The following is a 22,515-nucleotide window of genomic DNA, read 5'->3' as shown; positions in this document are numbered from 1 at the left end:
GCCATGAACCCCTGGTCCCGCACCCAGATGGCCGGCCGCGTGGCGCAGGACATCCCGGAGGGCTGGTACGTCAACCTCGGCATCGGCATCCCGACGCTGGTGGCGGACCATGTGCCGCCGGAGCGCGAGGTGGTGCTGCACTCCGAGAACGGCATCCTGGGCATGGGCCCGGCGCCGGAGAAGGGGCGCGAGAACCCCTGGCTGATCAACGCGGGCAAGCAGGCGGTGACGCTGCATCCCGGCGGGTCCTATTTCCACCATGCCGACAGCTTCGCGATGATCCGGGGCGGGCACATCGACCTCTGCGTCCTCGGCGCCTTCGAGGTGGCGGCGAACGGCGACATCGCGAACTGGGCGACGAGCGAGAATGACAGCGCGCCGGCCGTCGGCGGCGCCATGGACCTCGCGGCCGGCGCCAAGCGCGTCTGGGTGATGATGGAGCACACCACGAAGGACGGGCGGCCGAAGCTCGTCGAAGCCTGCTCCTACCCGCTGACGGCGATGAAGGCGGTGGCGCGGGTCTATACGAACCTCGCGGTGCTGGACGTGACGGAGGAGGGCTTCGCGGTGCGCGACCTCGCGCCCGGCGTGACGCTGGAGGGTCTGCGCTCCGTCACGGCGGCGCCGCTGGTGGACGGAAAGGTGGCGGCATGAGCGAGGCGCTGACGGACGACGCGGCGGAGAGCATCCGGCTCATCCGCGAGAGCGCGGCGGCGGTCGCGAACCCGGCCGACCTGAAGCGCGCGCGGGCGCAGCGGTATCAGGAGCCGGGCTTCGACCTCGGCGTCTGGCGGGAGATCGGGGAACTCGGCTGGATCGGCCTTGCCGTGCCGGAGGAAGCCGGCGGCGCCGGCCTGGGCATGCGCGAGTTCTGCGCGCTGGCCGAGGAGATGGGCGCCGCCCTGGTGCCGGAGCCGCTGATCCCCTGCGCCCTGTCCGCGCATCTGCTGGCGTCCTGCCCCGACCACGGCGCGCTGCCGCAGCTCCTGACCGGGGAGATGGTGGTGGTGACCGCCTGGCAGGAGGCGCCGAACACGCTGGAGGCACCGGGCACGCCGGATGCGCCGCGCCTGTTTGTCCCGGCCGCGGCGGGGGCCGACATGGTCCTGCTGCCGGTGCGGGAGGGGAAGCAGCTTTCCCTCTACGAGGTGCAGGCGGCGGGCGTGGAGATCACGGCCGAGGGACTGCAGGACGGCGGCTTCCAGGGCACGATCCGGCCGGACCTGACGCGGGCGAAGAAGCTGTCGGACGACATCGGCGCGGCGCTGTCATCCGGGCTGGACCGGGCGGCGCTGGGCACGGCGGCGATGCTGCTGGGCGTGATGGACCGGGCTTTCGCGATCACGCTGGACTACCTGAAGACCCGGCAGCAGTTCGGGAAGCCGATCGGATCGTTCCAGGCGCTGCAGCACCGGGCCGCGGATCTGAAGATGCAGGTGGCGCTGACGCGGGCGAGCGTGGAGGCGGCGGCCGCGACCTTCGATGCCGGCGCCTCCGCCCTTGCCTGCCGGGCCGCCGCGTCCCGCGCGAAGCACCGGGCGGCAGAGGCGGGGATGCTCGTCACGCGCCAGGCGATCCAGCTCCATGGCGGGATCGGCTACACGGACGAGCACGACATCGGCCTCTATCTTCGCAAGGCCATGGTGCTGATGAATCAGTTCGGCAGCGCCGCGCTGCACCGCGCCCGCTTCATGGCCGCCGCGCCGGAGACCCATGATGAGTGATGGAGCGATGAGTGCGCTGCCGGAGGGCATGGCCGTCCGCGCCGAGCGCGAGGGCGGCGTGCTGGTGCTGACCATGGACTATCCGGCGCGCCGCAACGCGCTGGCCGTGCCACTGCGGGAGCGAATGTTCTCGGTCCTGGAGGAGGCGGAGGGCGACCGGAGCGTTCGCGCCGTCGTCGTCACCGGGGCGGGCGGCACCTTCTGCTCGGGCGGCGATCTCTCGGGCATGGATGTGCGGGACGTGCTGGTGGGGCGGGAGCGGCTGCGCCGCGCCTATCGCCTGATCCGGCTCCTCGCCGCCGGCAGCAAGCCGGTGGTGGCCTCGGTGGAGGGCTGGTGCGTCGGCGCCGGCCTGTCGCTGGCGTGTGCGTGCGACACGATCGTCGCGGCCGAGGATGCGCGCTTCATGGCGGGCTTCGGCAAGGTGGGGCTGATGGCCGATCTCGGCTTGGTGCACACCCTGCCCGCGCGGGTCGGCGTCGGGCGGGCGAAGGGGATCCTGTTCTTCCACAAGCAGCTTTCCGCCGCCGAGGCCGAGCGGATCGGGCTGGTGGACGAGCTGGCGCCGGCCGGGCGGGCGCTGGTGGTGGCGCTGGAGCGGGCCCGCTTCCTGGCGGAACAGGCGCCGGGACCGATGGCGCTGACCAAGGCGATGATGGCCGCCGGGCTGGACGCGGCGCTGGAGGCGGAGCGGCAGTTCCAGACCGACCTCTTCCTCTCGGCCGATCATGCGGAGGGGAAGGCGGCGTTCCTGGCGAAGCGCGCGCCGGTTTTCGGGGGGGAATGACGATGGACGCCGCCACGCTCGACGCCCTGCCGGACGAGGAGTTCCGGCAAACCGTCCGCGCCTGGATCGAGGCGAACCTGCCCGCCGAGCTGCGGCACCCGTCCAAGCGCCTACATCTGGCGGAGAACCGCGCCTGGTACATGCGGCTCTCGGACCGCGGCTGGCTCGCGCCCGGCTGGCCGCGCGAGTATGGCGGCCTGGGCCTGTCCCCCACCAAGATGATCATCTTCATCGAGGAGCTGGAGCGCGCCGGAGCGCCGCGGCTGAACGACATGGGCATCACCATGCTCGGCCCGCTGCTGACGCGCTTCGGGACGGAGGAGCAGCGCGCCCGCTTCCTGCCGCGCATCCTCTCCGGCGAGGACATCTGGTGCCAGGGCTATTCCGAGCCGAATTCGGGCTCCGACCTCGCCAGCCTGCGGACCGAGGCGGTGCTGGACGGCGACGACTACGTGGTGAACGGCCAGAAGACCTGGACGACGCTGGGCCAGGACGCGAACTGGATTTTCCTGCTCGTCCGCACGGACAAGAGCGGCAAGAAGCAGGAGGGCATCTCCTTCCTCCTCGTCCCGATGGACAGCCCGGGCGTGACGGTGCGCCCGATCATGAACATCGACATGGATGAGGAGTTCGTCGAGGTCTTCTTCGACAATGTCCGCGTCCCCCGCGCCAACCTCGTCGGCGAGCCCAACAAGGGCTGGACCATGGCGAAGGCGCTGCTGGGCTTCGAGCGCATCTTCCTCGGCTCCCCCCGCCAATCCGCGCACGCGCTCGCCAGCTTGCGGCAACTGGCCGAACGCATGGGGCTGTGGGAGGACGCGATCTTCGCGGACCGCTACGCCCGGTTGCGGCTGGACCTGGAGGACCTGAAGGCTCTCTACCAGACCTATGTCGACAAGCTCCGGCGCGGGGAGTCCCTGCCGCCGGACGTCTCCATGCTGAAGGTCATCCAGTCTGAACTCTACCAACGCATCACCGAGACGATGCTGGAGATCGCGGACGGCCATGCCGGCGCGCTGGGCCCGATCGGCGGGAACCGCGCGCTGAACCCGGGTGGCGCCTTCCTCCAGGCGCGGCCGACGACGATCTATGGCGGGTCTTCCGAGATCCAGCGCGGGATCATCGCGAAGAACGTGCTGGAGCTGCCGGGGTAAGCCGGGCCGCGGGACGGTTCAGAACCCTCTCGCGGCAGCCTGATAAAAGAAGGAGGGGGTTTGGGGGAGTTCACTCCCCCAACCTTGCTTCCGGGGGAAACAAGCATGCGGATCGTGCTCGCGGCGGCGCTCGCGCTGATCGCTCTGCTCCAACCGGCCGCGGCGCAGTGGCCGGAGCGGCCGGTCACCCTCGTCCAGGGCTTCGGCGCCGGGGGCAATGCGGACACCATCGCGCGCGTCATCGCCGGCCCGCTCTCCACGGCGCTCGGCCGGCCCGTGGTGGTGGAGGCGCGCACCGGCGCGGGCGGCAACATCGCGAGCGAGTACGTCGCGCGCAGCCGGCCGGACGGGCACACGCTGGTGCTGCTGACCGGGGGGCATGCGGTGTCGGCCGCGGTCTATCGCCGGCTGGCCTTCGATCCAGTGGAGGACTTCGCCTTCGTCTCCACCGTCTCGGTCTTCCCCTTCGTGGTGGCGACGCGGGCGGACGGGCCGTTCGCGTCGCTTCCGGACCTGATCGCCGCGGCCCGGGCGCGGCCGGGAGAGGTGACCTTCTCCTCGGTGGGCGTGGGCTCCACGCAGCATCTGACGGGGGAGATGCTGGCGCAGGCGGCGGGGGTGCGGATGGCGCATGTGCCCTATCGCGGCGGCACGCAGCCGCTGGCGGACCTGCTGGGCGGTCGGATCGACGCGATGGTGGACAGCATCACCGTCACCGGCGGCGCGATCCGCGCGGGCACGGTGCGGGCGCTCGGCGTGACCAGCGCGCAGCCCTGGCCGGGGCTGGAGGCGCCGACGGTGGCCGCCGCACTGCCCGGCTTCGAGGTGGTGTCCTGGGTGGGGCTGGCCGCACCGGCCGGCACACCGGCGCCGATCGTCGCGCGGCTGAACGCGGAGGTCGCGGCGGCGCTGGAGCAGCCGGAGGTGCGGCGCGCGCTGGAAACGCTCGGCACCCGGCCGAGCGGGAGCACGCCGGAGGAGATGCGGCGCTTCGTCGCGGGCCAGGTGGCGCAGTGGCGCCGCGTGGTGGAGGCGGCGGGGATCGAACGGCAGTAGAGTCATCGCACGCGTCACGGAGGAGACCATCTTGAGCCCCACCCCGATCCGCATCGGCCTGCTGCTCTTCCCGAAGCTGACGCAGCTCGACCTCACCGGCCCGGCGGAGGTGTTCGGGCGCGTGCCGGGGGCGGAGCTGCACTTCCTCTGGAAGACGACCGATCCCGTGACCTCCGACAGCGGGCTGCGGCTGCTGCCGACCACGACCTTCGCCGACTGTCCGCCGCTGGACGTGATCTGTGTGCCCGGCGGCCCCGGCCAGATCGAGCTGATGGAGGACCAGGAGACGCTGGGCTTCCTGCGGCGCATCGCGCCGGGCTGCCGGCTCGTCACCTCCGTCTGCACGGGATCGCTCGTCCTGGGTGCGGCCGGGCTGCTGCGCGGCTACCGCGCCACCTCCCACTGGTCCTCCATCGACCAGCTCGCCGCCCTCGGGGCGGAGCCGGTGGCGGAGCGGGTCGTGCGCGACCGGAACCGGATCACCGGCGCCGGCGTGACGTCGGGGATCGATTTCGCGCTCACCGTGATGGCCGATCTGGTGGGTGAGGATCAGGCGAAGGCCGCGCAGCTCCAGCTCGAATACGATCCCGAGCCGCCCTTCCAGACTGGGTCGCCGCGCGTGGCGCCGCCGGAGCTCGTCGCGACGATGCGGGAGCGGATCGCCCCCTTCATCGCGCGGCGGCGCGCGGCCACGGAGCGCGCGGCGGCGGGATTGGCGACGCGTCCCGACGCCTGAGCGCGGGCGTCAGGCGCCGCGTCGCAGCAGCGCCTCCACCTCCGCCCGTGCCGGCAACCCCAGACGGCCGCCGGGGCGGGTACATTTCAGCGCGGCGGCGGCGTTGGCGAAGCGCGCGGCCCGGTCCATCGGCAATCCCTCCGCGATGGCGAGGGCCAGGGCGCCGTGGAAGCAGTCCCCGGCGCCGAGCGTGTCCACGGCGTCCACGGGGAAGCCGGGCGCCTCGTGCATCCCGTCCGCGTCGCGCCAGAGATAGCCGCGCGGCCCGAGCGTGACCCCCGCCGTGGCGCGCAGGGCCAGGGATCGCAGCGCGGCCGCCGGATCCCCGATGCCGGTCAGCGCGGCCAGCCCGGGCTCGGAGAAGACGGCGTGGTCGGCCAGCGGGACCAGCGCCGCCGCCTCCGGGTTCGGGTTCAGGTCGGCGTCCAGCAGGGTGGGCACGCCGCGCGCCGCGGCCTCCGCGAAGGCGCGCGCGGCGGCCAGCGGCCAGCCCATGTCGGCCAGCACGCAGCCGCAACCTGCCAGGGCCGCATCCCACTCCACCCAATCCGGCGGCACGTGCAGCCCTACCCCTGGGAAGTTCAGGATCAGCCGCTCCCCCGCCGGGTCCACCCCGACCGAGGACGTGCCGGACCGCGCCCCCGGAAGGTGCGCGAGCTGCGCGACATCCACGCCGAAGCGCGCCAGCTCCTCCGCGATGCGGGCGCCGTCCGGGTCCTCGCCCACGCGCCCGGCGAAGCGTGCCTCACCGCCCAGGCGCGCGATGGCGACGGACGCCGTGGCCGCCGGCCCGCCGCCTGTCTCCGTGAGAGAGGACGCATAGACCTTCACCGGCGCCGTCGGGATGGCGGGCAGGGACAGGATGCGGTCCCACACCGCCATGCCCAGGCACAGGACCGCCGCCATCAGCCCCGTCTCACCGTGGTGCGCCGTACACCAGGTTCGGCAGGAACAGCGTGATCTGCGGGAAGGCGATCAGCAGGATCAGCGCCCCGATCAGCGGGATGAAGAAGGGCAGCACGGCGACCGCCAGCTTCTCGTAGGGGATGTTGCCGACCTTGCTGACGACGAAGAGCCCGATCCCCATCGGCGGGTGCAACAGGCCGAGCATGAGGTTGAAGGTGATGACCACGCCGAAATGCACGGGGTCGATGCCCACCGCCTGCACCACCGGCATCAGCACCGGCACGGTCAGCACCATGATCGCCAGCGCTTCCATGAACATGCCGAGGAAGAAGAGCAGCAGGTTGATCAGCAGCAGCATCACCAACGGATCGCTGGACAGGCCGAGCAGCAGCTCCGCCACGCCCTGCGGCACGCGTTCCCGCGCCAGGACCCAGTTGAACAGCACGGCGCAGCAGACGATGAAGGCCACGGTGCAGGTCTGGCCGAAGCTCTCCCGCAGCACGCGCAGCAGCTCCGCGCCCGACACCTCCCGGTACACCACCACGCCGAGGAAGAGAGCATAGAGCGCGGCCACGGCCGCCGCCTCGGTGGCGGTGAAGATGCCGCCGAACATGCCGCCCATGATGATGGCCGGCGTCAGCAGCGGCAGGATGGCGCGGGCGAAGGCCCGGCCCCGCTCCCGCCAGGACAGGCGGGGACCGCGCGGATAGCCCTCCTTCCCCGCGACGTACCAGACATAGACCATCAGCAGCCCGCCGATGACCAGCCCCGGCACCACGCCGCCCAGGAACAGCCGCCCGATCGAGGTGTTGGAGATCACGGCATAGAGCACGAAGGGGATGGAGGGCGGGATGATCGGCCCCAGAACACACGAGGCACAGGTCAGCGCACCGGCGAATTCGGGCTTGTACCCTTCCTTCACCATGGCCCGGATCTCCAGCGCCCCCAGGCCCCCGGCATCCGCCACCGCCGATCCGGACATGCCGGAAAAGACGATGGACCCGACCACGTTCACATGGCCCAGCCCGCCGCGCAGATGCCCCACGAAGGCGGAGCAGAAGCCGTAGATGCGGTCCGTGATGCCGCCCGAGTTCATCAGGTTGCCGGCCAGGATGAAGAAGGGCACGGCCAGCAGCGCGAAGTTGTCCGCCCCCGCCATCAGCCGCTGCGGCGCCGTGATCATCGGCCCGTTCTCCAGCAGCAGCCAGGCGACCGCGACCGCCCCGAGCGCGAAGGCGACCGGCATCGCCGCCATGACCAGCGTGAGCCACGCGCCGAAGAAACCGAGCATCCCCTGATCCCCAACAGAAAGAGAAGGTTGGGGAGAAGGTATTCTCCCCAAACCCCTCATCGATTTCTTCAAGGCTGCCGCGGGACAGTTCTGAATCGTGCCGCGGCAGCCAGAAAAAAATAGATGGGGGGTCCGGGGGGAATACTTTCCCCCCCCGGCCTTAGAAGTCCGAAGCCGTCGACGCCGACTGCACGTCGCCGCGCCGCCGCCAGTCCTGGAGGTCCTGCACCATGTTCAGCACCAGTCTGATGGCCGCGCACGCCATGGCGGCCGGCACGGCGGCCAGCACCAGGCCCGTCGGGATCTCCATCGCGACCGTCGGCAGGTCCCATTCGCGGCCCGCCGCGCGGATGCCGTAGACGACGATCGCCACGCAGAACATCACCGACAGCGCCTGCGTGATGAGGTTCGTCACCAGCCGCACGCGCGGCGGCAGGCGCTCCACGATGAAGGGCATGCCGATATGCGCGCGGCTGGACACGGCGGCGGCCGCGCCGAAGAACACCACGCCGACATAGAGGTAGCGCGCCAGCTCCTCGCTGATCGTGCTGGGATCGCCCAGCACGTAGCGGGTGAAGACCTGCCAGATCAGCACTGAGAACAACAGCACCCCGAGGAGGACGGAGACCGCCTCCTCGGGCTTCCGCAGCAGGTCCCTCACAGCGCGTTCAGCTGCGCCAGCACGCCGCGGCCCCAGACATCCTCGTAGCGCGCGTACATCGCGGTCAGGGCGCGCTGGAAGGCGGGGCGGTCGCTCTCGATGATCTGGCTGCCGCGGGACGCGAACTCGTCGCGCAGGCGGTTCTCGGCGGAGATGACCAGGTCGTCGGACAGCTTGATGCCCTCCCGCATGGCGCGGCGGAAGATCTCGCGGTCCGCCTCCGGCATGGCGGTCCAGGCGGAGTTGGAGATGACGGGCACGAGCGGCACGAGGATGTGGCCCGTCAGGTTGATGAAGCGCTGCACCTCCATGAACTTGTTCGCGGCGATGGTGGGCAGCGGGTTCTCCTGCCCGTCGATCACGCCGGTCTGGAGGGAGAGGTACACCTCGCCGAGCGACATCGGCGTCGGCGCCGCCCCGAAGGCGCGCATCATGTCGAGGAAGAGCGGCGCCTCCGGCACGCGCATCTTCAGGCCGCGCAGGTCCTCCGGCACGCGGATCGCCTTGTCCCGCGTCGTCATGTGGCGGGTGCCGTAATAGAAGGGATCGAGCGGCCGCATGTTCCGGCTCTCGGCAAGCTGGCGGAAGCTCGCCTGCACCGCCGGGTGCTCGAACATCTTCAGCTTGTGGGCGAAGTCGCGGCCGACGAAGGGCGCTTCCAGGATGGAGATGGGGCGCACCCAGGAGCCGAGCACGCCGGGGCCGGTGATGCAGAGGTCGAGCGTGCCGGAACTGACCTGCGTCAGCATCTCCCGCTCGCCGCCGAGCTGGGAGGCCGGGAAGTTGTCCAGCCGCATCCGCCCGCCGGAGAACTCGCGCAGCGCCTCGGCCGCGCGGTTGATGCCGCGGTTCACCTCGCCGTCGGGCGGCTGGACGTGGCCGAAGCGCAGGGCGCGGACGGTCTGCGCGCCGGCCTTCCCGCCACGGAACAGGGCAGGGGCCGCCAGGGGAGCAGACATCGCGGCGCCGAGCAGGGCCCGGCGGGGCGTGATGGGGGTCATGGCACGTTCGTCTCCCGGGGGTGGCCTCTGTTGGGTCACCGTTCCGGGATCAGCGTGCCACGGCCCCCGGCCGTGCCGGAAGGGGGCGCGTCAGCCGCCGATCACGATCTCGACGCGGCGGGATTCGGTCGGCGTGGCGGTGAAGGCCACGCCGCCGGAGGCCTCCACCGTCACGCGGGTGTTCGGCACGCCCGCGCCGACCAGCGCGTCCGCCACCGCCTGCGCCCGCGCCTGGGACAGGGTGCGGTTGAAGGTCGCGGTGCCCGTGTCCGGTGCCGCGAAGCCGCGCACGCGGACCGGGGCGTTCGGGTTGGCCCGGGCGCTGGCCGCCACGCGGTTGATCACCGTGCGGGCGGCATCGTCCAGCAGGGCGGAATCCGCCGTGAAGAACACGTCGTCGCGGATGGGCGCCCCCGGCGCGGCGCAGGCGGCGACGGCCGCCAGGGGAAGAAGCAGGGAGAGGGCGCGGCGTCGCATGGGAACCTCGGGCTGAAGGGGCGGCATCACCACCGCAGGCACCGCGCCGCGTCAACCGGGGGCGTGCTCGCCCCGCCCTCAGGTCGGCTCCGTCGAAGGAGCGGCCGGGCCGTCCCCGCACAGGCGCCGCACATCCGCCAGCAGCGCCGGCCCGTCCCAGGCGGCATCGCCCTCCAGCCGGGCCCGCTCCCGGCCCGCGCGGTCGATCAGGACGGTGGTGGGCAGCCCGCGCGGGCCGAGCGCCCGGGTCGCCACCCCCCGCGGGTCCAGCCAGATGCCGAGCTTCTTCACCCCGGTGCGGGCATAGAAGGACTCCACCTGCGCCCCTCCCCCCCGGTCCGAAGACAGGGCGACCACCGCGATCCCGTCCGCCTCCAGCACCCCCGCCAGCCGGTCGAGTGCCGGCATCTCCGCCACGCAGGGCGGGCACCAGGTGGCCCAGAGATTCAGCACCACCCCGCGCCCCGCGAAGTCCGTAAGGCGGGTCTCCTTCCCCTCCCCGTCGGTGAAGACGAGGTCGGGCAGGGGCTTCGGCCCGTCCTCCCGCAGCGTGCCGACCTGCGCCCGCGCTGGACGGGGCAGCAGGGCGCCGCCTAGTGTCCCGCCGACCAGCCCGGCCAGCACGCCGCGGCGTTCCCGCATCACCACCGGAAGATCTCCTTACCCGTGCCCGACAGCATTCCCATTCCGAACGAAGACGCCGCCGCCAAAGATGGGGACGCCAACAGCATGTGGGGCGGCCGCTTCGCCGGCGGGCCTTCGGCCATCATGGGGGCGATCAACGCCTCCATCGGCTTCGACCGGAAGATGTGGCGCCAGGACATCCGGGGCTCCCTCGCCCATGCTGCGATGCTCGCGCATGTGGGGGTGATCTCCGCGCAGGACGAGGCCGCCATCCGCGACGGCCTGAACGCCATCGCCGCCGAGATCGAGGCCGGAACCTTTCAGTTCCGCGAAGACCTGGAGGACATCCACTTCAACGTGGAGGCCCGCCTGACCGAGCGCGTGGGCGAGGCCGGCAAGCGCCTGCACACCGGCCGGTCCCGCAACGACCAGGTGGCGCTGGACGTGCGCCTCTGGGTGCGGGACGCGATCGACGGGCTGGACGCGCAGGTCGCGGACGTCATGCGGGCGCTGGTAGCGCGCGCGGCGGAGCACGCGGATACGGTGATGCCGGGCTTCACGCATCTGCAGCCCGCGCAGCCCACCACCTTCGGCCACCACCTCCTCGCCTATGTGGAGATGCTGTCCCGCGACCGCGGCCGGATGGCGGACGCGCGCAGGCGGATGAACGAGAGCCCGCTGGGCGCGGCGGCGCTGTGCGGCACCGGCTTCCCCATCGACCGCCACATGACCGCGGCCGCGCTCGGCTTCGACGGCCCGACGCGCAACAGCCTGGACTCCGTCGCCTCCCGCGACTTCGCGATCGAGTTCCTCTCGGCCTGCGCCATCTGCGCGACGAACCTCTCCCGCTTCGCGGAGGAGATCGTCATCTGGACCAACCCCTACTTCAACTTCGTCAAGCTGTCGGACGCTTTCACGACCGGCAGCAGCATCATGCCGCAGAAGCGCAACCCGGACGCGGCGGAGCTGGTGCGCGCCAAGCCCGGCCGCATCACCGGCGCCCTGGTGGGCCTGCTGACGGTGATGAAGGGCCTGCCCCTGACCTACGGAAAGGACATGCAGGAGGACAAGGAAGGGCTCTTCGATGCCGCGGAGAACCTTGCCCTCGCGCTCGCGGCCACCGCCGGCATGGTGCGGGACATGCGCCCCGTGACGGATCGGCTGGAGTCCGCGGCCGGGGCCGGCTTCTCCACCGCGACCGACCTCGCCGACTGGCTCGTGCGGGAGCTGAAGTTCCCGTTCCGCGACGCGCACCACGTCACCGGTCGCCTCGTCGCCGCGGCGGAGGGGAGAGGCGTCGACCTTTCCGCCCTGACGATCGAGGAGATGCGGGCGGTGGAGCCGCGCATCCATCCCGGCGTGTTCGACGTGCTCTCAGTCGGGGCCTCCGTCCGGTCCCGCACCTCCTATGGCGGCACGGCGCCGGCGAACGTGGCGGCGATGGCGCGGGAATGGGAGGAGCGCCTGGCATGAGGATCGCCGCGGCCCTGCTGGCCCTGATGATGCTTGCGGCCTGCGGGCGCGTAGGCCCGATCCGCCCGCCCGGTCCGCCGGAGGAGATCACCTACCCCCGCGTCTACCCGACGCGGTGAGGCTCATGGGGCCTGCTCGGTCGCATCCACGAGAAAGGGTGGGGGAGAAGGCATCCTCCCGGCAAACGCACGTGTTCGGCCCCCTTGCTTCTGCAGTCAGTCTGCCGCGGAAGGCGAGACCGGGCACAGCCCATCTCCGGATTCCGCGACAGCCCGATAGAGAAAAATGGCGGTCTGGGGGAATGCCTTCCCCCAGCCTTGCCTCCTCCACCCCAGGCCAGCCCGCGCCATGAAGGGCCTGGCCATCGCGCTGCTGGCGGCCGCCGCGCTGGGGGTGGTCGCGACCTTCGGATACGCGATCGCCGGCGACACGCCGATGGCCACCCGTCTCGCCGGCGCCACCTGCTCCGCGGCCGTGCTCGGCCTCATCCTGTTCAACCGGAACCGCCCCTGACCCACCCGGTCACGCCGGATGGCCGCTATCTCGTCGTCCGCGGCCGGCTCTGGCGCCGCACGAACCCGAACCTGCCGGAGGAGCGGCGCGCCGCCCTCACCCACGACCTCATGGCCGCGCGCCGCGCGGTCCGCGATGCCCTGCGCGCCGGGGACGACGCCGCCCTGAAAGCCGCCCGCGCGGCGGTGGACGCGGCCAAGCGCGGGCTGGGTGAGCGGGGCCCCGTCTGGTGGACGGACGGCGCTCCCGACCTCAACCGGCGGATGGCCAAAAACACCCCTTACGCGCCCTGGTTCGCGGCCCTGGAAAACGAGGAAGCGCGTTGAAAATCAACGCGGAAACCCCCATATCGCGGCCATGCGCAAGACCCCGTCGCGGCGTCGCGCCACTTCGCCCTCGCCCGACCTTCCGCCCGATGTCATGGCCCGCCGTGTCGCCCGCCTCTCGCGCGCGGTGCGGGACCGGCGCGCGCTCGAGATTCTTTACGGCGGCGCTTGGCGTGTCGTGCACCCGCACGCCCTGGGCGAGACGGGGACGGGCCGACTGGGCCTGCTGACCTGGCAGACCGCCGGCCGCACCGCCGGCCCGCAGAACCCCGGCGAGGGCTGGCGCATGTTCGACGTCGCCCGGATCGAGGACGCGGAGCTGCTGCGCGCCACCTTCGCCCCCCGCCCGCGGGAGGGCGCGGCCTGGACCGCCGGGATCGAGCGTCCGCTGGCGGAGGTTCCCTCCCGCGAGGCCGCGCTGGAAGCGCTCGCGGACAGCCTGGCCCTGCCTGCGGCGGAGCCGCCGGGACACGCCTCCGGGCCAGCCCCGGAACCGGACCGCCCGCCCCCCGCGAGCGACAGCCCGGTCGCGACGGCCGGGACCCCACCCGATCCGGCGCCGAGCGCGCCACCCCCGGCCCCGCAAGCCGAGACCCCTCCTGCCCCCGAGCCGAGAGCACCGACCATGGCCCGATCCGCCACGAAGCCTGCCGCCAAGCCGGCCCGGGCCCCCACCCCCGACCGCGCCGCCATGGCCCGGCTCGGCGCCGTGCTCCAGCGCGGCGCCACGCCCGACCGCATGACGCGGGAGGTCCAGGCCGTGGTGGACGAGCTGCGCGCCGCCGGCGGGGAGGACGCCGACGCCGTCCGCACCTGGCTGGAAACCCTGCGCGACGGCTTCGCCGAGGGTGCGGAATCCGCGGCCGAGCAGGCGGACGACGTGGACCGCAGCGACGCCGCCGCCGTGCGGCAGTCCCGCAACGCGCTGGCGGCGCTGGAGGCAACGCGGGACGCGCTGGACGCGGCGCTGCGCGGGTGACCCCGGGGGAGAGAAGGAATTCTCTCCCCCGGACCCCCACTCATCTTTTTCTATCGGGCTGCCGCGGATGGTGGAGCCCGCCCGCGCAGCGGGCAGACGACCTCAGATCAGCATGCACGGACAACTGCCTCGCCTCGGGTCCAAGACCCGAGCGTGACACCGTGTCCGCCTTCCGCGGCAGCCCGATAAAAGAAGATGAGGGTGAGGGGTCCGGGGAGAGGGAGAATTCCTTCTCCCTCTCCCCGGAGTCAGAGCGCCAGCAGATCCCGCAGCGCGCGGCGGCGATGTCCGGCGTAGCCCCGCATCGGCTCCGCGGCGGCCAGAGCATCCAGCACGGCCTCCGCCGTCGCCTCGGCGGCCGCGCGGAAGAGCGCGTCCATGCGTCCCTCCGCCAGGGTCGCGCGGGGCGGCAGGAAGGCCGTGGACGGCTCGTGCGGTAGGCGGTGCGCGGTGCTGAAGGCCAGCCCGATGTCGCCGCTGCCATGTCCCCAGAAGGAACCGGTCCAGGCGATCCCGGCCCCTGCTCGCGCGGCCAGGCGGCGGAGCTGGCGCGCTTGCAGGGGCACGTCGGTGGCGATCACCACGATCACCGAGCCCCGTTCCGGCGGCGCCTCCGCGCGCGGGTCCACCCGGCGCCCATCCGGCAGGCGCAGGTCGCCCGGCCGGCCGAAATTCGCCAGGACGAGTGCGCCAAGGTGGAAGTCCCGCCTATCGAGGGATAGGCGGCGGGAGGAGGTGCCGATGCCGCCCTTCAGCCCGTAGCAGCTCATCCCCGTGCCGGCGCCCACGGCACCGGACGCCATCTCCTCGGACGTCGCGGCGATGGCGGAGGCGGCATCACCCGGCGTGACGGCCATCGCCTGGATATCGTTCAGGTATCCGTCATTGCACTCCAGCACCACCGGATTGACCGTGGAGGTGCTGCGTCCGATCCGCGGCTCCCCGGCGACCGCGTGGCGGATCAGCGTCTCCGCGCAGGCGGGCACGCCGAAGGTGTTGGTCAGCAGGATGGGGGTCTCGACCTCCCCGAGTTCCTCCACCTGCATCAGCCCGGCGCTCTTGCCGAAGCCGTTCACGACATGAACGGCGGCCGGCACCTTCTCCAGGAACAGGTTGTCACCGTGCGGCAGGATCGCGGTGACGCCGGTGCGGATGTCGCCGCCCGCGATCAGCGTGCGGTGCCCGACGCGGACGCCGGGCACGTCGGTGATCGTGTTGCGCGCGCCGGTGGGCCCGTCGCCCCAGCCCAGGCCGAGGTCGCGCGCCCGCATGTCAGAGGCCGGCGATCACCGCCTCGGCCACGCGCGATGCCTGGGACTCATCCAGATATGGATGCATCGGCAGCGACAGGATGCGCGTGCACAGATCCTCGCTGACCGGCAGGGGCGGCGCGTCGCGCAGGGCGGCGGCGTGGCGGTCGCGATAGGCGGGCTGATGGTGCAACGGCAGCGGGTAATAGATGCCCGTCGGCACGCCGCGGGCCTTGCAGGATTCCTGCACGCGCGCGCGCTGCGCCGCATCCTTCAGCAGGATGGAATAGATGCCGTGCGCGCTCTCCGCGCCGGCGATCTCCACCGGGATCTGCACATGGCCGCGCAGGCGGTCCGCGTACCAGCCGGCGATGCGGGTACGGGAGGCCAGCTCATCCTCCAGCAGCGGCATCTTGCAGAGCAGGATCGCGGCCTGGATCGTGTCCAGCCGGCCGTTCATGCCGGTGCGCAGCACCTCGTAACGCGCCTTGCCCTCCCCATGCGTGCGAAGCGAGCGGTAGAGGTCGGCCTTCTCCGCGCTGTCCGTCAGCAGCGCCCCGCCGTCGCCGTAACAGCCGAGCGTCTTGGTGGGATAGAAGGACAGCGCCGCCGCCCCGCCCCAGCCGCCGAGCCGCCGGTTGTTCAGCCGCCCGCCGAAGGCCTGGGCCGCGTCGTCCAGGGCGAACATCCCCTCCGCGGCGCAGAGCGCCTCGATCGCCGGCCAGTCGGCGGGCAGGCCGAAGAGGTCCACGCCGATGACCGCGCGTGGGCGCAGCTTTCCTTCGGCCTTCACCATCTCCAGGCGCCGGCGCAGGTCGTTGGGGTCGATGTTGTAGGTCTTCGGGTCCACATCCACGAAGACCGGCGTGGCGCCGAGCACCAGCGGCACCTCGGCCGTCGCGGTGTAGGTGAAGGCGGGCAGGAACACCGCGTCACCGCGGCCGATGCCCTCCGCCATCATGGCGATCTGCAGCGCATCCGTGCCCGACGAGACGCCGACCGCGTGCGCGACCCCCGCGAAATCCGCCAGCGCCCGCTCCAGCTCATCCACCTCCGGCCCCTGCACGAAGCGGCCGGAGTCCAGCACGTGGGCGATGCGCCGGTCGATCTCCCCCCGGATCAGCGCCTGCTGCGCGCGCATATCGAAGAGCCCGATGGGGCGGGTGTCAGGGGTGGTCTGGCTCATGGCGCAGGGGTTTAGGCCCGGGGGTGGGGCGTGTCCAAATCAACCCCGGTTTCCGACTGAAACGGTCGCAGCTTCTGCTTGGCTACGGCATCTCACAGCGGACGTGAACATTGCTTAGGTGAGGCAAAACGCTAGATCAAAGGCGGTCCCCAAAAGACCTCAACGCGTCGGTTTTGGATTTCGGATACATTGTCTTCGGTCGGCACTAAAAGGCTGATCCCACCCATTGCGTGTATGACGACCGAAAAGTTCGTCACACCATTCAACCGCAGGAAGGCCACCACGGCGGTCGCCCGCGTCCGGCTCAGTCGGCGTTCCTCACGTGGCGCTTCAGCGGTGTCGCAATGCCCATACACCCAGATCCGCCCCTCTCGGTAACGAAGGATCGTCTCTGCTGCATGGCGAAAGATTTGTTGACTGCGCGGCGTCAGCTCACTGCTGCCGGCATCGAAGAACGATAGCCATTGCGTTTCGCGCGGCGCACCAGCCGCAGGTCTTGCCATCGTTAACGGCAGACATGTAGCGAGCATCAACTCCCGTTTGGAAAGGGTAGAGCCTCTACCGGTTCTGAACCTCACGCCCGCCCCGCCACCGGCGTATTTGGCGCGTGCTCGAACTCCGGCACCATCCGGCCCAGCCCCGCCAGCGCCAGCCGCGCATTCCCGCCCCGCGCCGCCGCCGCAATGTCGTCGATGGCGCGACCGACCAGCGCGGCATCTGCCGTGCGCGGCGTCGCCACCAGCAGGCCGGGGAAGTGAGTGGGGTTGGGCGGTTCCTGGCCGTGGAACAGCTCCTCGAACAGCTTCTCGCCGGGGCGCAGGCCGGTGAAGCGGATCTCCACGTCCTCGTCCGGGCGCAGGCCGGCCAGGCGGATCATGCGGCGGGCCAGGTCCACGATCTTCACCGGCTTCCCCATGTCGAGGACGAAGATCCCGCCCTCCCGCAGCTCCGGCGGCTGGTCGGCGCGGTCCTCGGCGCCCACCACGCTCGCCTGCAGCACCAGCCCCACGGCCTCCCGCACCGTCATGAAGTAGCGGCGCATGTCGGGGTGCGTGACGGTCAGCGGCCCGCCGCGCTCCAGCTGCCGGCGGAACAGCGGCACCACCGATCCGGTGGAGCCGAGCACGTTGCCGAAGCGCACGGTCACACAGCGCATCGGCGCGTTGGATGCGCCGGCCGCGACGGCACCCTGGCGCGCGGCCACGTCCAGCGCCTGGCAGTACATCTCCGCCATCCGCTTGGAGGCGCCCATGACCGAGGTCGGGTTCACCGCCTTGTCCGTGGAGATGAAGACCATCGCCCGGCAGCCATTCGCCCGCGCGGCATCGGCGATGATGCGGGTGCCGAGGGCATTGGTCAGCAGCCCCTCCAGCGGGTCGTTCTCCACCATCGGCACGTGCTTCAGGGCCGCCGCGTGGAAGACCAGCTCCGGGCGGATCTCCTCCATCAGCCGGCGCACCCGCGCCTCGTCCCGCACATCGGCCAGCATCGCGCGGCGGGGCACGGCGGGGTGGCGCTCCGACAGCTCCAGGTCGATCTCGTAGAGGGCGAACTCCCCGTGATCGAGCAGCGTCAGGTTGGACGGCCCCAGCGCCGCGATCTGCCGCGCCAGCTCGGACCCGATCGTGCCGCCGGCGCCGGTCACCAGCACGCGCCGGCCCTGGATCAGGCGGGCCATGCCCTCCCGGTCCAGGGGCACCTGCGGGCGGTCCAGCAGCTCCTCGATCGAGACGGGGCGCAGGTCCAGCCGCTTCGGCGCGCCCTTCGGCAAAAGGCTCCCGGCCTTCAGGGACGCGGGGTCGAGCGCCGTCAGCCGCGGCGCGCGGCGCACCGGCACGCCGTGGCGGTCGGCCGCGTCCAGCAGCTCCTCCAGCGCCTCGGCGCCGAGATGCGCGTCGGTCAGCACCACGAGGGACGGCAGCCGCCCCTCGGCCCGCAGCCGGTCCAGCACGGCCCCGGCCTCGTCCAGTGCGCCGAGGATCGGGATGCCCAGGATGCGGCGTCCGCGCTGGCGCGCGCGCGGGGCCAGGATGCCCGTGACGGTGAACCCCGGCGCCCGCTGCGCGGTCAGGGCGCGGATGAACAGGTCCGCCGTGTCGCCGCTGCCCGCCAGCACCACGGGCTGCGCCGGCGCGTCGGATTCCGGGCCGGACCGGTGGGCGTGCCGCGCCCGCCCGAACAGCCGTGCGCCCCCCAGCAGGGCGATCAGCACGCCGGCATGGATCAGCGGAAAGCCGGAATTCTCCGGCCGCCAGGCACCGGAGGCGAGCAGCCCGCCCCAGAACACCCCCGCCGTGATGCCGGAGGCGGCGACCATCGGCAGCAGGTCCGGCAGCCCGACATAGCGCCAGTACTGCTGCGGCAGGCGCAGCGGCAGCGCCGCGGCCGCGAAGGCCGCGAGCGACCCGATCAGCCCCCCCGGCCACCACGCCGTCGGCGGCCAGCCGTGCGGCCCGGCCAGCCACAGCGCGGCCGGCAGGGCCAGCGCCGCGAGCGCCAAGTCCAGCGTGAGGTTCAGCAGGATGCGCTGCGGGGCCAAGGGCGGCCTCAGGGCGCCGGCCCGGGGCGGCGCCGGCTCACGCGGGCGGTCCCGGGCGCGCCGGCGCCTCGGCCGCGTGCAGGAGCGACCATTCGGCGGCGCGGTCCGGGGCGGGCGGGGTATAGGGCACGTGGCGCGCGGCGGCGTGCAGCAGCTTCAGCGGCACCTTGCGGTTGGGGTCCTCGGGCTCGGGCGGCGGCGCCTCCCGCGCGAAGAAGGCCGCGATCGATTCCGGCAGCGCCGGCGCGGCCCGCAGGGCGGCGTCGCTCAGCAGCCGGGGCGCGTCCGCCGGCAAGGCCGGCGGCGGGGGTGGCACCACGGCCAGCGTGACCGGTGGCGCGGGGGGCGGAGCGGGCCCGGCTGCCGCCGCCTCGGGCGGTGGTGGCGGTGCCGCAGGCACCGTGGAGGTGAGCGGAAGCGGGGCCGGCACTTCGCGCGGCAGGGGCAGTGCCGCAGCCAGCGTGATCGGCAGGGCCGGCACGGGTGCCGCCTCGGGCGGTGAGGGCGGCGTCACGGCCAGCGTGACCGGCGGGGTGGGCGGAGGCGGGGCCGGTACGGGCCCTGCGGGCGGCACGACGGCCAGCGGGACCGGCGCGGGTATCGCCTCGGCCGACGTGGGCGCTCCGCCCAGCAGCGCCCAGGAGGACGGGGCCGCCGTGACGGGCAGGGGCGCGGCCGGAACGCCGAGATCCGGAGAGGACCCGCCGAGGAGGAGCGCCAGGGTCGGAGAGGCTGCCTCGGCCGGGGCCGGCACGGGCGCCAGTTCCGCCGTCGCTGCGGTCAGCCCGGCCAGGAGGCCCGGCGGCGCCCCGGGATGGGTGGCCATCGGGATGGGCGACAGCGCCTCCCGGAAGTCGGGCTCGGGCGGCCGCGGGACGGGGGCCACGACGGTCTGATCGCCGGCCGCCACGGTCGGGACGGGTGGCGCGACGGGCTTGTCGGGACCGGGCGCCGCCGCCGCACCGGGGGCGGGCGCCGAAGGCTCCGGAGCCAGCGGCGAGCGCACGGCCCACATCGTCTCGTCGGCATCGGCCGGGGGGCGCGCACGCGGCGGGGCCGCCGTCGGCGCGGGCCCCGCGGCGGCCGGCACGGGGCTGCGGCCGACCACGACAGTCTCGTCCGGCCCCGCGACCTCTTGCGCAGCCGGGGCCGGAGGAGCGGCCGGGACCGGGGAGGGTGGTGCTTGGATCCGCGCGGCGGCCGGCACCGGCGCCGGGGCGGGCGCCGCGACCGGCGGAGCCGGCGCGGGCACCACGGCGCGGGGCGGCGCGTCCGCCTGGCGCGGGCGGATGAAGGTGGAAGCGGCCTTCGCCGGGGCCTGGTTCGGCAGCGGCGCCAGCTCGCGGTAGAGCTTCACCAGCCGCTCCGCCTCCCGCGCCCAGCCGAAGCGGTCCAGCGCGGATTGCCGGCCATTGGCGCCCAGCTCCGCCCGCATCGCGGGATCGGCCAGCGCGGCGACCGCGGCGGCGATTGCGCGGGGATCGGTGCTGTCCACCAGCACGCCGCAGGCGGCCTCCCGCACCACCGCCGCCACCTCCTCGGCAAAGGCGGGGACGATCACGGGGATGCCGGCCAGCATGCAGTCGAACAGCTTGTGCGGCAGCGCCAGCCGGTGGTTCTCCACCCCCGGCTGGAACAGCACGAGGCCGATATCGGCCTGGGCCGCCCCCGCCAGCGCCTCGGCATGCGGCATCCAGCCGAGATGCTCGATCCGGTCCGCCACGCCGAGCCGCGCGGCCTCGGCCTTGAAGGCGGCCTCGCTACCGTCGGTGAAGCGGCCGATCAGCCAGAGCCGCGTCCCGGGCGGGGCGAGCTTCAGCGCCCGCAGCATCTCGAAGGCGCCGCGCTCCTTCGTCAGCGCGCCCAGGTGAACCAGGGTGAGCGGCCCCGCCTCGTGCACCTTCGGCTCCAGCGGGACCGCGGCGGCGTAGTTCCGCACGGGGACGATGTCCTGGGCGCCGGGAAAGGCGTCGGCCAGCCCGTCCTTCGCGACCACCACCGCGTCGGCCCGGCGCGCCATCCAGACGCAGGCCCGGCGGATCGCCCAGCGCGCCAGCCAGCGGAAGCCCCGCGGCACTCGGGCATCGAGGCGGGAGGGGTAGTGCTCGTGCACGTCCAGCACCGCGAAGGCGCCGGTCTTCCTCGCGACGCGGATGGCGGCGAGCCAGGAATCCGGCTCATGCGCGTGGATGACGTCCGGAAGCAGCTCCTCGGCCAGCTTCGCCAAGCGCTTGCGGTTGCGCCAGCGCGCCCAGAGGCCGTTGACCCGGGGATAGGTCCGGATCGTCACCCCCTCGAACCGGCTCGGCACGGGCGTCGCGCGGTTGGCCGGTGCGGCGCAGAGATGCACCACGTCCCAGCCGGCGGCCGCGAGGGTCGCGCCCTCCTTGCCGACGATCCGCACATCCGTCGGCGGGTGCGCGGAGGAGAGCATCAGGACGAGGGGCGCGCCGGGCTCCGATGGGGCCGCGGAGGCGGGCGTGGCATCGCTCATGCGGTCATCGTCCCGGTCTCGCCGCCACGGCGGGGCCCCGTGCCCGGCCCTGGCGCATCCAGCATCTCGGACAGGTGGTCCGCCATCCTGGCGCCGGCCCGTCCGTCCCACAGCGGGATGGGCCGCGCCCGCGGCCAGTCGCCCGCCAGCACCGCCGCCACCGCCCCCTCCAGCCCCGCCGGCGTCACCAGCCGGTTCGTCCCGGCCTCCAGCGTCACGGGCCGCTCCGTGGAGGGGCGGAGCGTCAGGCAGGGGAGGTCGAGCGCCCAGGCCTCCTCCTGCACGCCGCCGCTGTCGGTGGCGACGAGGCGGGCATGGGCCATCAATCCGAGGAAATCGCGGTACCCGAGCGGCGGCAGGACCATGACCCCTTCTGGCACGGCCAGCCCGAACTCCGAAAGACGCCGCGCGGTGCGCGGGTGCAGCGGCCAGACCAATCCGGTCCGCCGTGCCGCACGCGCCACGGCTTCCAGCAGGGCGGATAGCGCCGCCCGGTCGTCCACGTTCGCGGGCCGGTGCAGCGTCACCACCCCATAACCCCCGGCCGCCAGCCCCGCCGGCAGGGGCCGCGCCCGCGCCGCCGGCAGGGCGCGCAGCAGGCTATCGATCATCGCGTTCCCGACCGCCCGCACCGTCTCCGGCGGATGCCCCTCCGCGACGAGCCGCGCCGCCGTGCCCTCGTCCGGAGCCCAGAGCGCCGTGCTGATCGCGTCCACCGCGCGGCGGTTGATCTCCTCCGGCATGTCGAGGTCGCCGCAGCGCAGCCCCGCCTCCAGATGCGCAACCGGGATGGCCAGCTTCCGCGCCGACAGTGCCGCGGCCAGCGTGCCGTCCACATCCCCCGCCACCACCACCACCGTCGGCCGCCGCGCCGTCCACAGCTCGGCCAGCGCCATCATCGTCCGCCCGGTCAGCGCCGCGTGCCCGCCCCCCGCCGCCACGCCCAGCGACACGTCGGGCAGCGGCAGCCCGAGATCGGCCAGGTGGTCCCCGAACATCGCGGGGTCCGCGTGCTGCCCCGTGTGCACCAGCACCGGCAGGCACATCCCCGGCCGCCCGGCCAGCGCGTGCCATAGCGCGGCCAGCTTCGGCAGGTTCGGTCGCGCGGCGGCGACCAGATGGACTTCGGGGGGGGTCACGGGAGACTCCGGGGAAGGCTCTGCCTTCCCCGGACCCCATCCGCCAGGAGGCTAGCCTCCTGGACCACGCTTAACGCCTCCGGCTGGGAGGAGGCCTTCGCCCCCTCCCAGCCGGAGGCATGAGATGGGTTCCAAGGGGCTAGCCCCTTGGCGGATAGGGGGTCTGGGGGAAAGGCAGAGCCTTTCACCCAGGGCCACC

General features: G+C 73.0%; 23 protein-coding genes. 11 read left to right on the top strand and 12 right to left on the bottom strand.

Features of this window, described 5'->3' with window-relative positions; translation table 11 throughout:
- Window positions 1-3 precede the first annotated feature (3 nt).
- The 6 genes from ACP6CK_RS18550 (at window position 4) to ACP6CK_RS18525 (ending at window position 5,457) form a co-directional block, all read left to right on the top strand.
- Window positions 4-654, top strand: coding sequence for a 3-oxoacid CoA-transferase subunit B (locus tag ACP6CK_RS18550; RefSeq protein ID WP_426954783.1), 651 nt, complete (start codon window positions 4-6; stop codon window positions 652-654).
- Entirely contained in the window at window positions 651-1,724 is a 1,074-nt protein-coding gene (locus tag ACP6CK_RS18545; RefSeq protein WP_426954782.1) for an acyl-CoA dehydrogenase family protein, read from the top strand. The genes ACP6CK_RS18550 and ACP6CK_RS18545 overlap by 4 nt, the downstream gene beginning before the upstream one ends.
- Before the next feature lie 7 nt (window positions 1,725-1,731).
- Window positions 1,732-2,511, top strand: a complete 780-nt coding sequence (locus ACP6CK_RS18540; protein WP_426954781.1) for an enoyl-CoA hydratase/isomerase family protein — start codon at window positions 1,732-1,734, stop codon at window positions 2,509-2,511.
- A gap of 2 nt (window positions 2,512-2,513) precedes the next feature.
- Window positions 2,514-3,665 carry an acyl-CoA dehydrogenase family protein gene (locus tag ACP6CK_RS18535; RefSeq protein ID WP_426954780.1) on the top strand — a complete coding sequence of 384 codons (1,152 nt, stop codon included), beginning with the start codon at window positions 2,514-2,516 and terminating at the stop codon, window positions 3,663-3,665.
- Between the two features lie 105 nt (window positions 3,666-3,770).
- Window positions 3,771-4,721 carry a tripartite tricarboxylate transporter substrate binding protein gene (locus ACP6CK_RS18530; protein WP_426954779.1) on the top strand — a complete coding sequence of 317 codons (951 nt, stop codon included), beginning with the start codon at window positions 3,771-3,773 and terminating at the stop codon, window positions 4,719-4,721.
- A 31-nt stretch (window positions 4,722-4,752) separates the two neighbouring features.
- A complete protein-coding gene (locus tag ACP6CK_RS18525; RefSeq protein WP_426954778.1) occupies window positions 4,753-5,457 on the top strand; it encodes a DJ-1/PfpI family protein in 705 nt (234 codons plus the stop codon).
- 9 nt (window positions 5,458-5,466) lie between these two features.
- Here the strand turns inward: ACP6CK_RS18525 and ACP6CK_RS18520 are convergent, their stop codons facing one another.
- From ACP6CK_RS18520 to ACP6CK_RS18495, 6 genes are all read right to left on the bottom strand, one after another.
- Window positions 5,467-6,363, bottom strand: a complete 897-nt coding sequence (locus ACP6CK_RS18520) for a PfkB family carbohydrate kinase (RefSeq protein WP_426954777.1) — start codon at window positions 6,361-6,363, stop codon at window positions 5,467-5,469.
- Between the two features lie 10 nt (window positions 6,364-6,373).
- Window positions 6,374-7,654: a TRAP transporter large permease gene (locus tag ACP6CK_RS18515; RefSeq protein WP_426954776.1), complete on the bottom strand. Its 1,281-nt coding sequence runs from the start codon at window positions 7,652-7,654 to the stop codon at window positions 6,374-6,376.
- Between the two features lie 160 nt (window positions 7,655-7,814).
- The gene (locus ACP6CK_RS18510; protein WP_426954775.1) at window positions 7,815-8,315 is read right to left on the bottom strand and encodes a TRAP transporter small permease; all 501 of its coding nucleotides are present in this window, start codon (window positions 8,313-8,315) and stop codon (window positions 7,815-7,817) included.
- Entirely contained in the window at window positions 8,312-9,316 is a 1,005-nt protein-coding gene (locus ACP6CK_RS18505) for a sialic acid TRAP transporter substrate-binding protein SiaP (protein ID WP_426954774.1), read from the bottom strand. Before ACP6CK_RS18505 ends, ACP6CK_RS18510 begins: the two co-directional genes overlap by 4 nt.
- A 90-nt stretch (window positions 9,317-9,406) precedes the next feature.
- On the bottom strand, window positions 9,407-9,793 hold the full coding sequence (locus ACP6CK_RS18500) for an OmpA family protein (protein ID WP_426954773.1): 387 nt from the start codon (window positions 9,791-9,793) through the stop codon (window positions 9,407-9,409).
- Window positions 9,794-9,871: 78 nt separating this feature from the next.
- The gene (locus ACP6CK_RS18495) at window positions 9,872-10,435 is read right to left on the bottom strand and encodes a TlpA family protein disulfide reductase (RefSeq protein WP_426954772.1); all 564 of its coding nucleotides are present in this window, start codon (window positions 10,433-10,435) and stop codon (window positions 9,872-9,874) included.
- An 87-nt stretch (window positions 10,436-10,522) separates the two neighbouring features.
- On the opposite strand from ACP6CK_RS18495, the gene argH reads away from it, so the two are divergent.
- The 5 genes from argH to ACP6CK_RS18470 all read left to right on the top strand — a co-directional run bounded on the left by argH (window position 10,523) and on the right by ACP6CK_RS18470 (window position 13,708).
- Window positions 10,523-11,890 (top strand): argininosuccinate lyase, encoded by a 1,368-nt coding sequence (gene argH, locus ACP6CK_RS18490; protein WP_426959947.1) that lies wholly within the window; start codon window positions 10,523-10,525, stop codon window positions 11,888-11,890.
- Complete coding sequence (locus tag ACP6CK_RS18485) at window positions 11,887-12,009, top strand: LPS translocon maturation chaperone LptM (RefSeq protein WP_426954771.1); 123 nt, start codon at window positions 11,887-11,889, stop codon at window positions 12,007-12,009. Before argH ends, ACP6CK_RS18485 begins: the two co-directional genes overlap by 4 nt.
- Before the next feature lie 229 nt (window positions 12,010-12,238).
- The gene (locus ACP6CK_RS18480) at window positions 12,239-12,403 is read left to right on the top strand and encodes a hypothetical protein (RefSeq protein ID WP_426954770.1); all 165 of its coding nucleotides are present in this window, start codon (window positions 12,239-12,241) and stop codon (window positions 12,401-12,403) included.
- Window positions 12,404-12,513: 110 nt separating this feature from the next.
- Window positions 12,514-12,729, top strand: coding sequence for a hypothetical protein (locus tag ACP6CK_RS18475; protein ID WP_426954769.1), 216 nt, complete (start codon window positions 12,514-12,516; stop codon window positions 12,727-12,729).
- 31 nt (window positions 12,730-12,760) lie between these two features.
- Window positions 12,761-13,708, top strand: a complete 948-nt coding sequence (locus ACP6CK_RS18470) for a WYL domain-containing protein (protein WP_426954768.1) — start codon at window positions 12,761-12,763, stop codon at window positions 13,706-13,708.
- Between the two features lie 248 nt (window positions 13,709-13,956).
- On the opposite strand, the gene ACP6CK_RS18465 is transcribed toward ACP6CK_RS18470, so the two are convergent.
- From ACP6CK_RS18465 to wecB, 6 genes are all read right to left on the bottom strand, one after another.
- On the bottom strand, window positions 13,957-14,979 hold the full coding sequence (locus ACP6CK_RS18465; protein WP_426954767.1) for a P1 family peptidase: 1,023 nt from the start codon (window positions 14,977-14,979) through the stop codon (window positions 13,957-13,959).
- Between the two features lies 1 nt (window position 14,980).
- On the bottom strand, window positions 14,981-16,144 hold the full coding sequence (locus ACP6CK_RS18460) for a DegT/DnrJ/EryC1/StrS family aminotransferase (RefSeq protein WP_426954766.1): 1,164 nt from the start codon (window positions 16,142-16,144) through the stop codon (window positions 14,981-14,983).
- A 131-nt stretch (window positions 16,145-16,275) separates the two neighbouring features.
- A complete protein-coding gene (locus ACP6CK_RS18455) occupies window positions 16,276-16,647 on the bottom strand; it encodes an OmpA family protein (RefSeq protein WP_426954765.1) in 372 nt (123 codons plus the stop codon).
- A gap of 71 nt (window positions 16,648-16,718) precedes the next feature.
- Window positions 16,719-18,683, bottom strand: a complete 1,965-nt coding sequence (locus ACP6CK_RS18450) for a polysaccharide biosynthesis protein (protein ID WP_426954764.1) — start codon at window positions 18,681-18,683, stop codon at window positions 16,719-16,721.
- Between the two features lie 37 nt (window positions 18,684-18,720).
- Window positions 18,721-21,177 carry a glycosyltransferase gene (locus ACP6CK_RS18445; protein WP_426954763.1) on the bottom strand — a complete coding sequence of 819 codons (2,457 nt, stop codon included), beginning with the start codon at window positions 21,175-21,177 and terminating at the stop codon, window positions 18,721-18,723.
- Window positions 21,174-22,316: a non-hydrolyzing UDP-N-acetylglucosamine 2-epimerase gene (gene wecB, locus ACP6CK_RS18440; RefSeq protein WP_426954762.1), complete on the bottom strand. Its 1,143-nt coding sequence runs from the start codon at window positions 22,314-22,316 to the stop codon at window positions 21,174-21,176. The genes ACP6CK_RS18445 and wecB overlap by 4 nt, the downstream gene beginning before the upstream one ends.
- Between the last annotated feature and the right edge of the window lie 199 nt (window positions 22,317-22,515).

This window comes from Muricoccus radiodurans (assembly GCF_050154705.1).
In the GTDB taxonomy this organism is placed as follows: domain Bacteria; phylum Pseudomonadota; class Alphaproteobacteria; order Acetobacterales; family Acetobacteraceae; genus Roseomonas; species Roseomonas radiodurans.
This window is presented reverse-complemented; position numbering and strand designations above follow the sequence as displayed.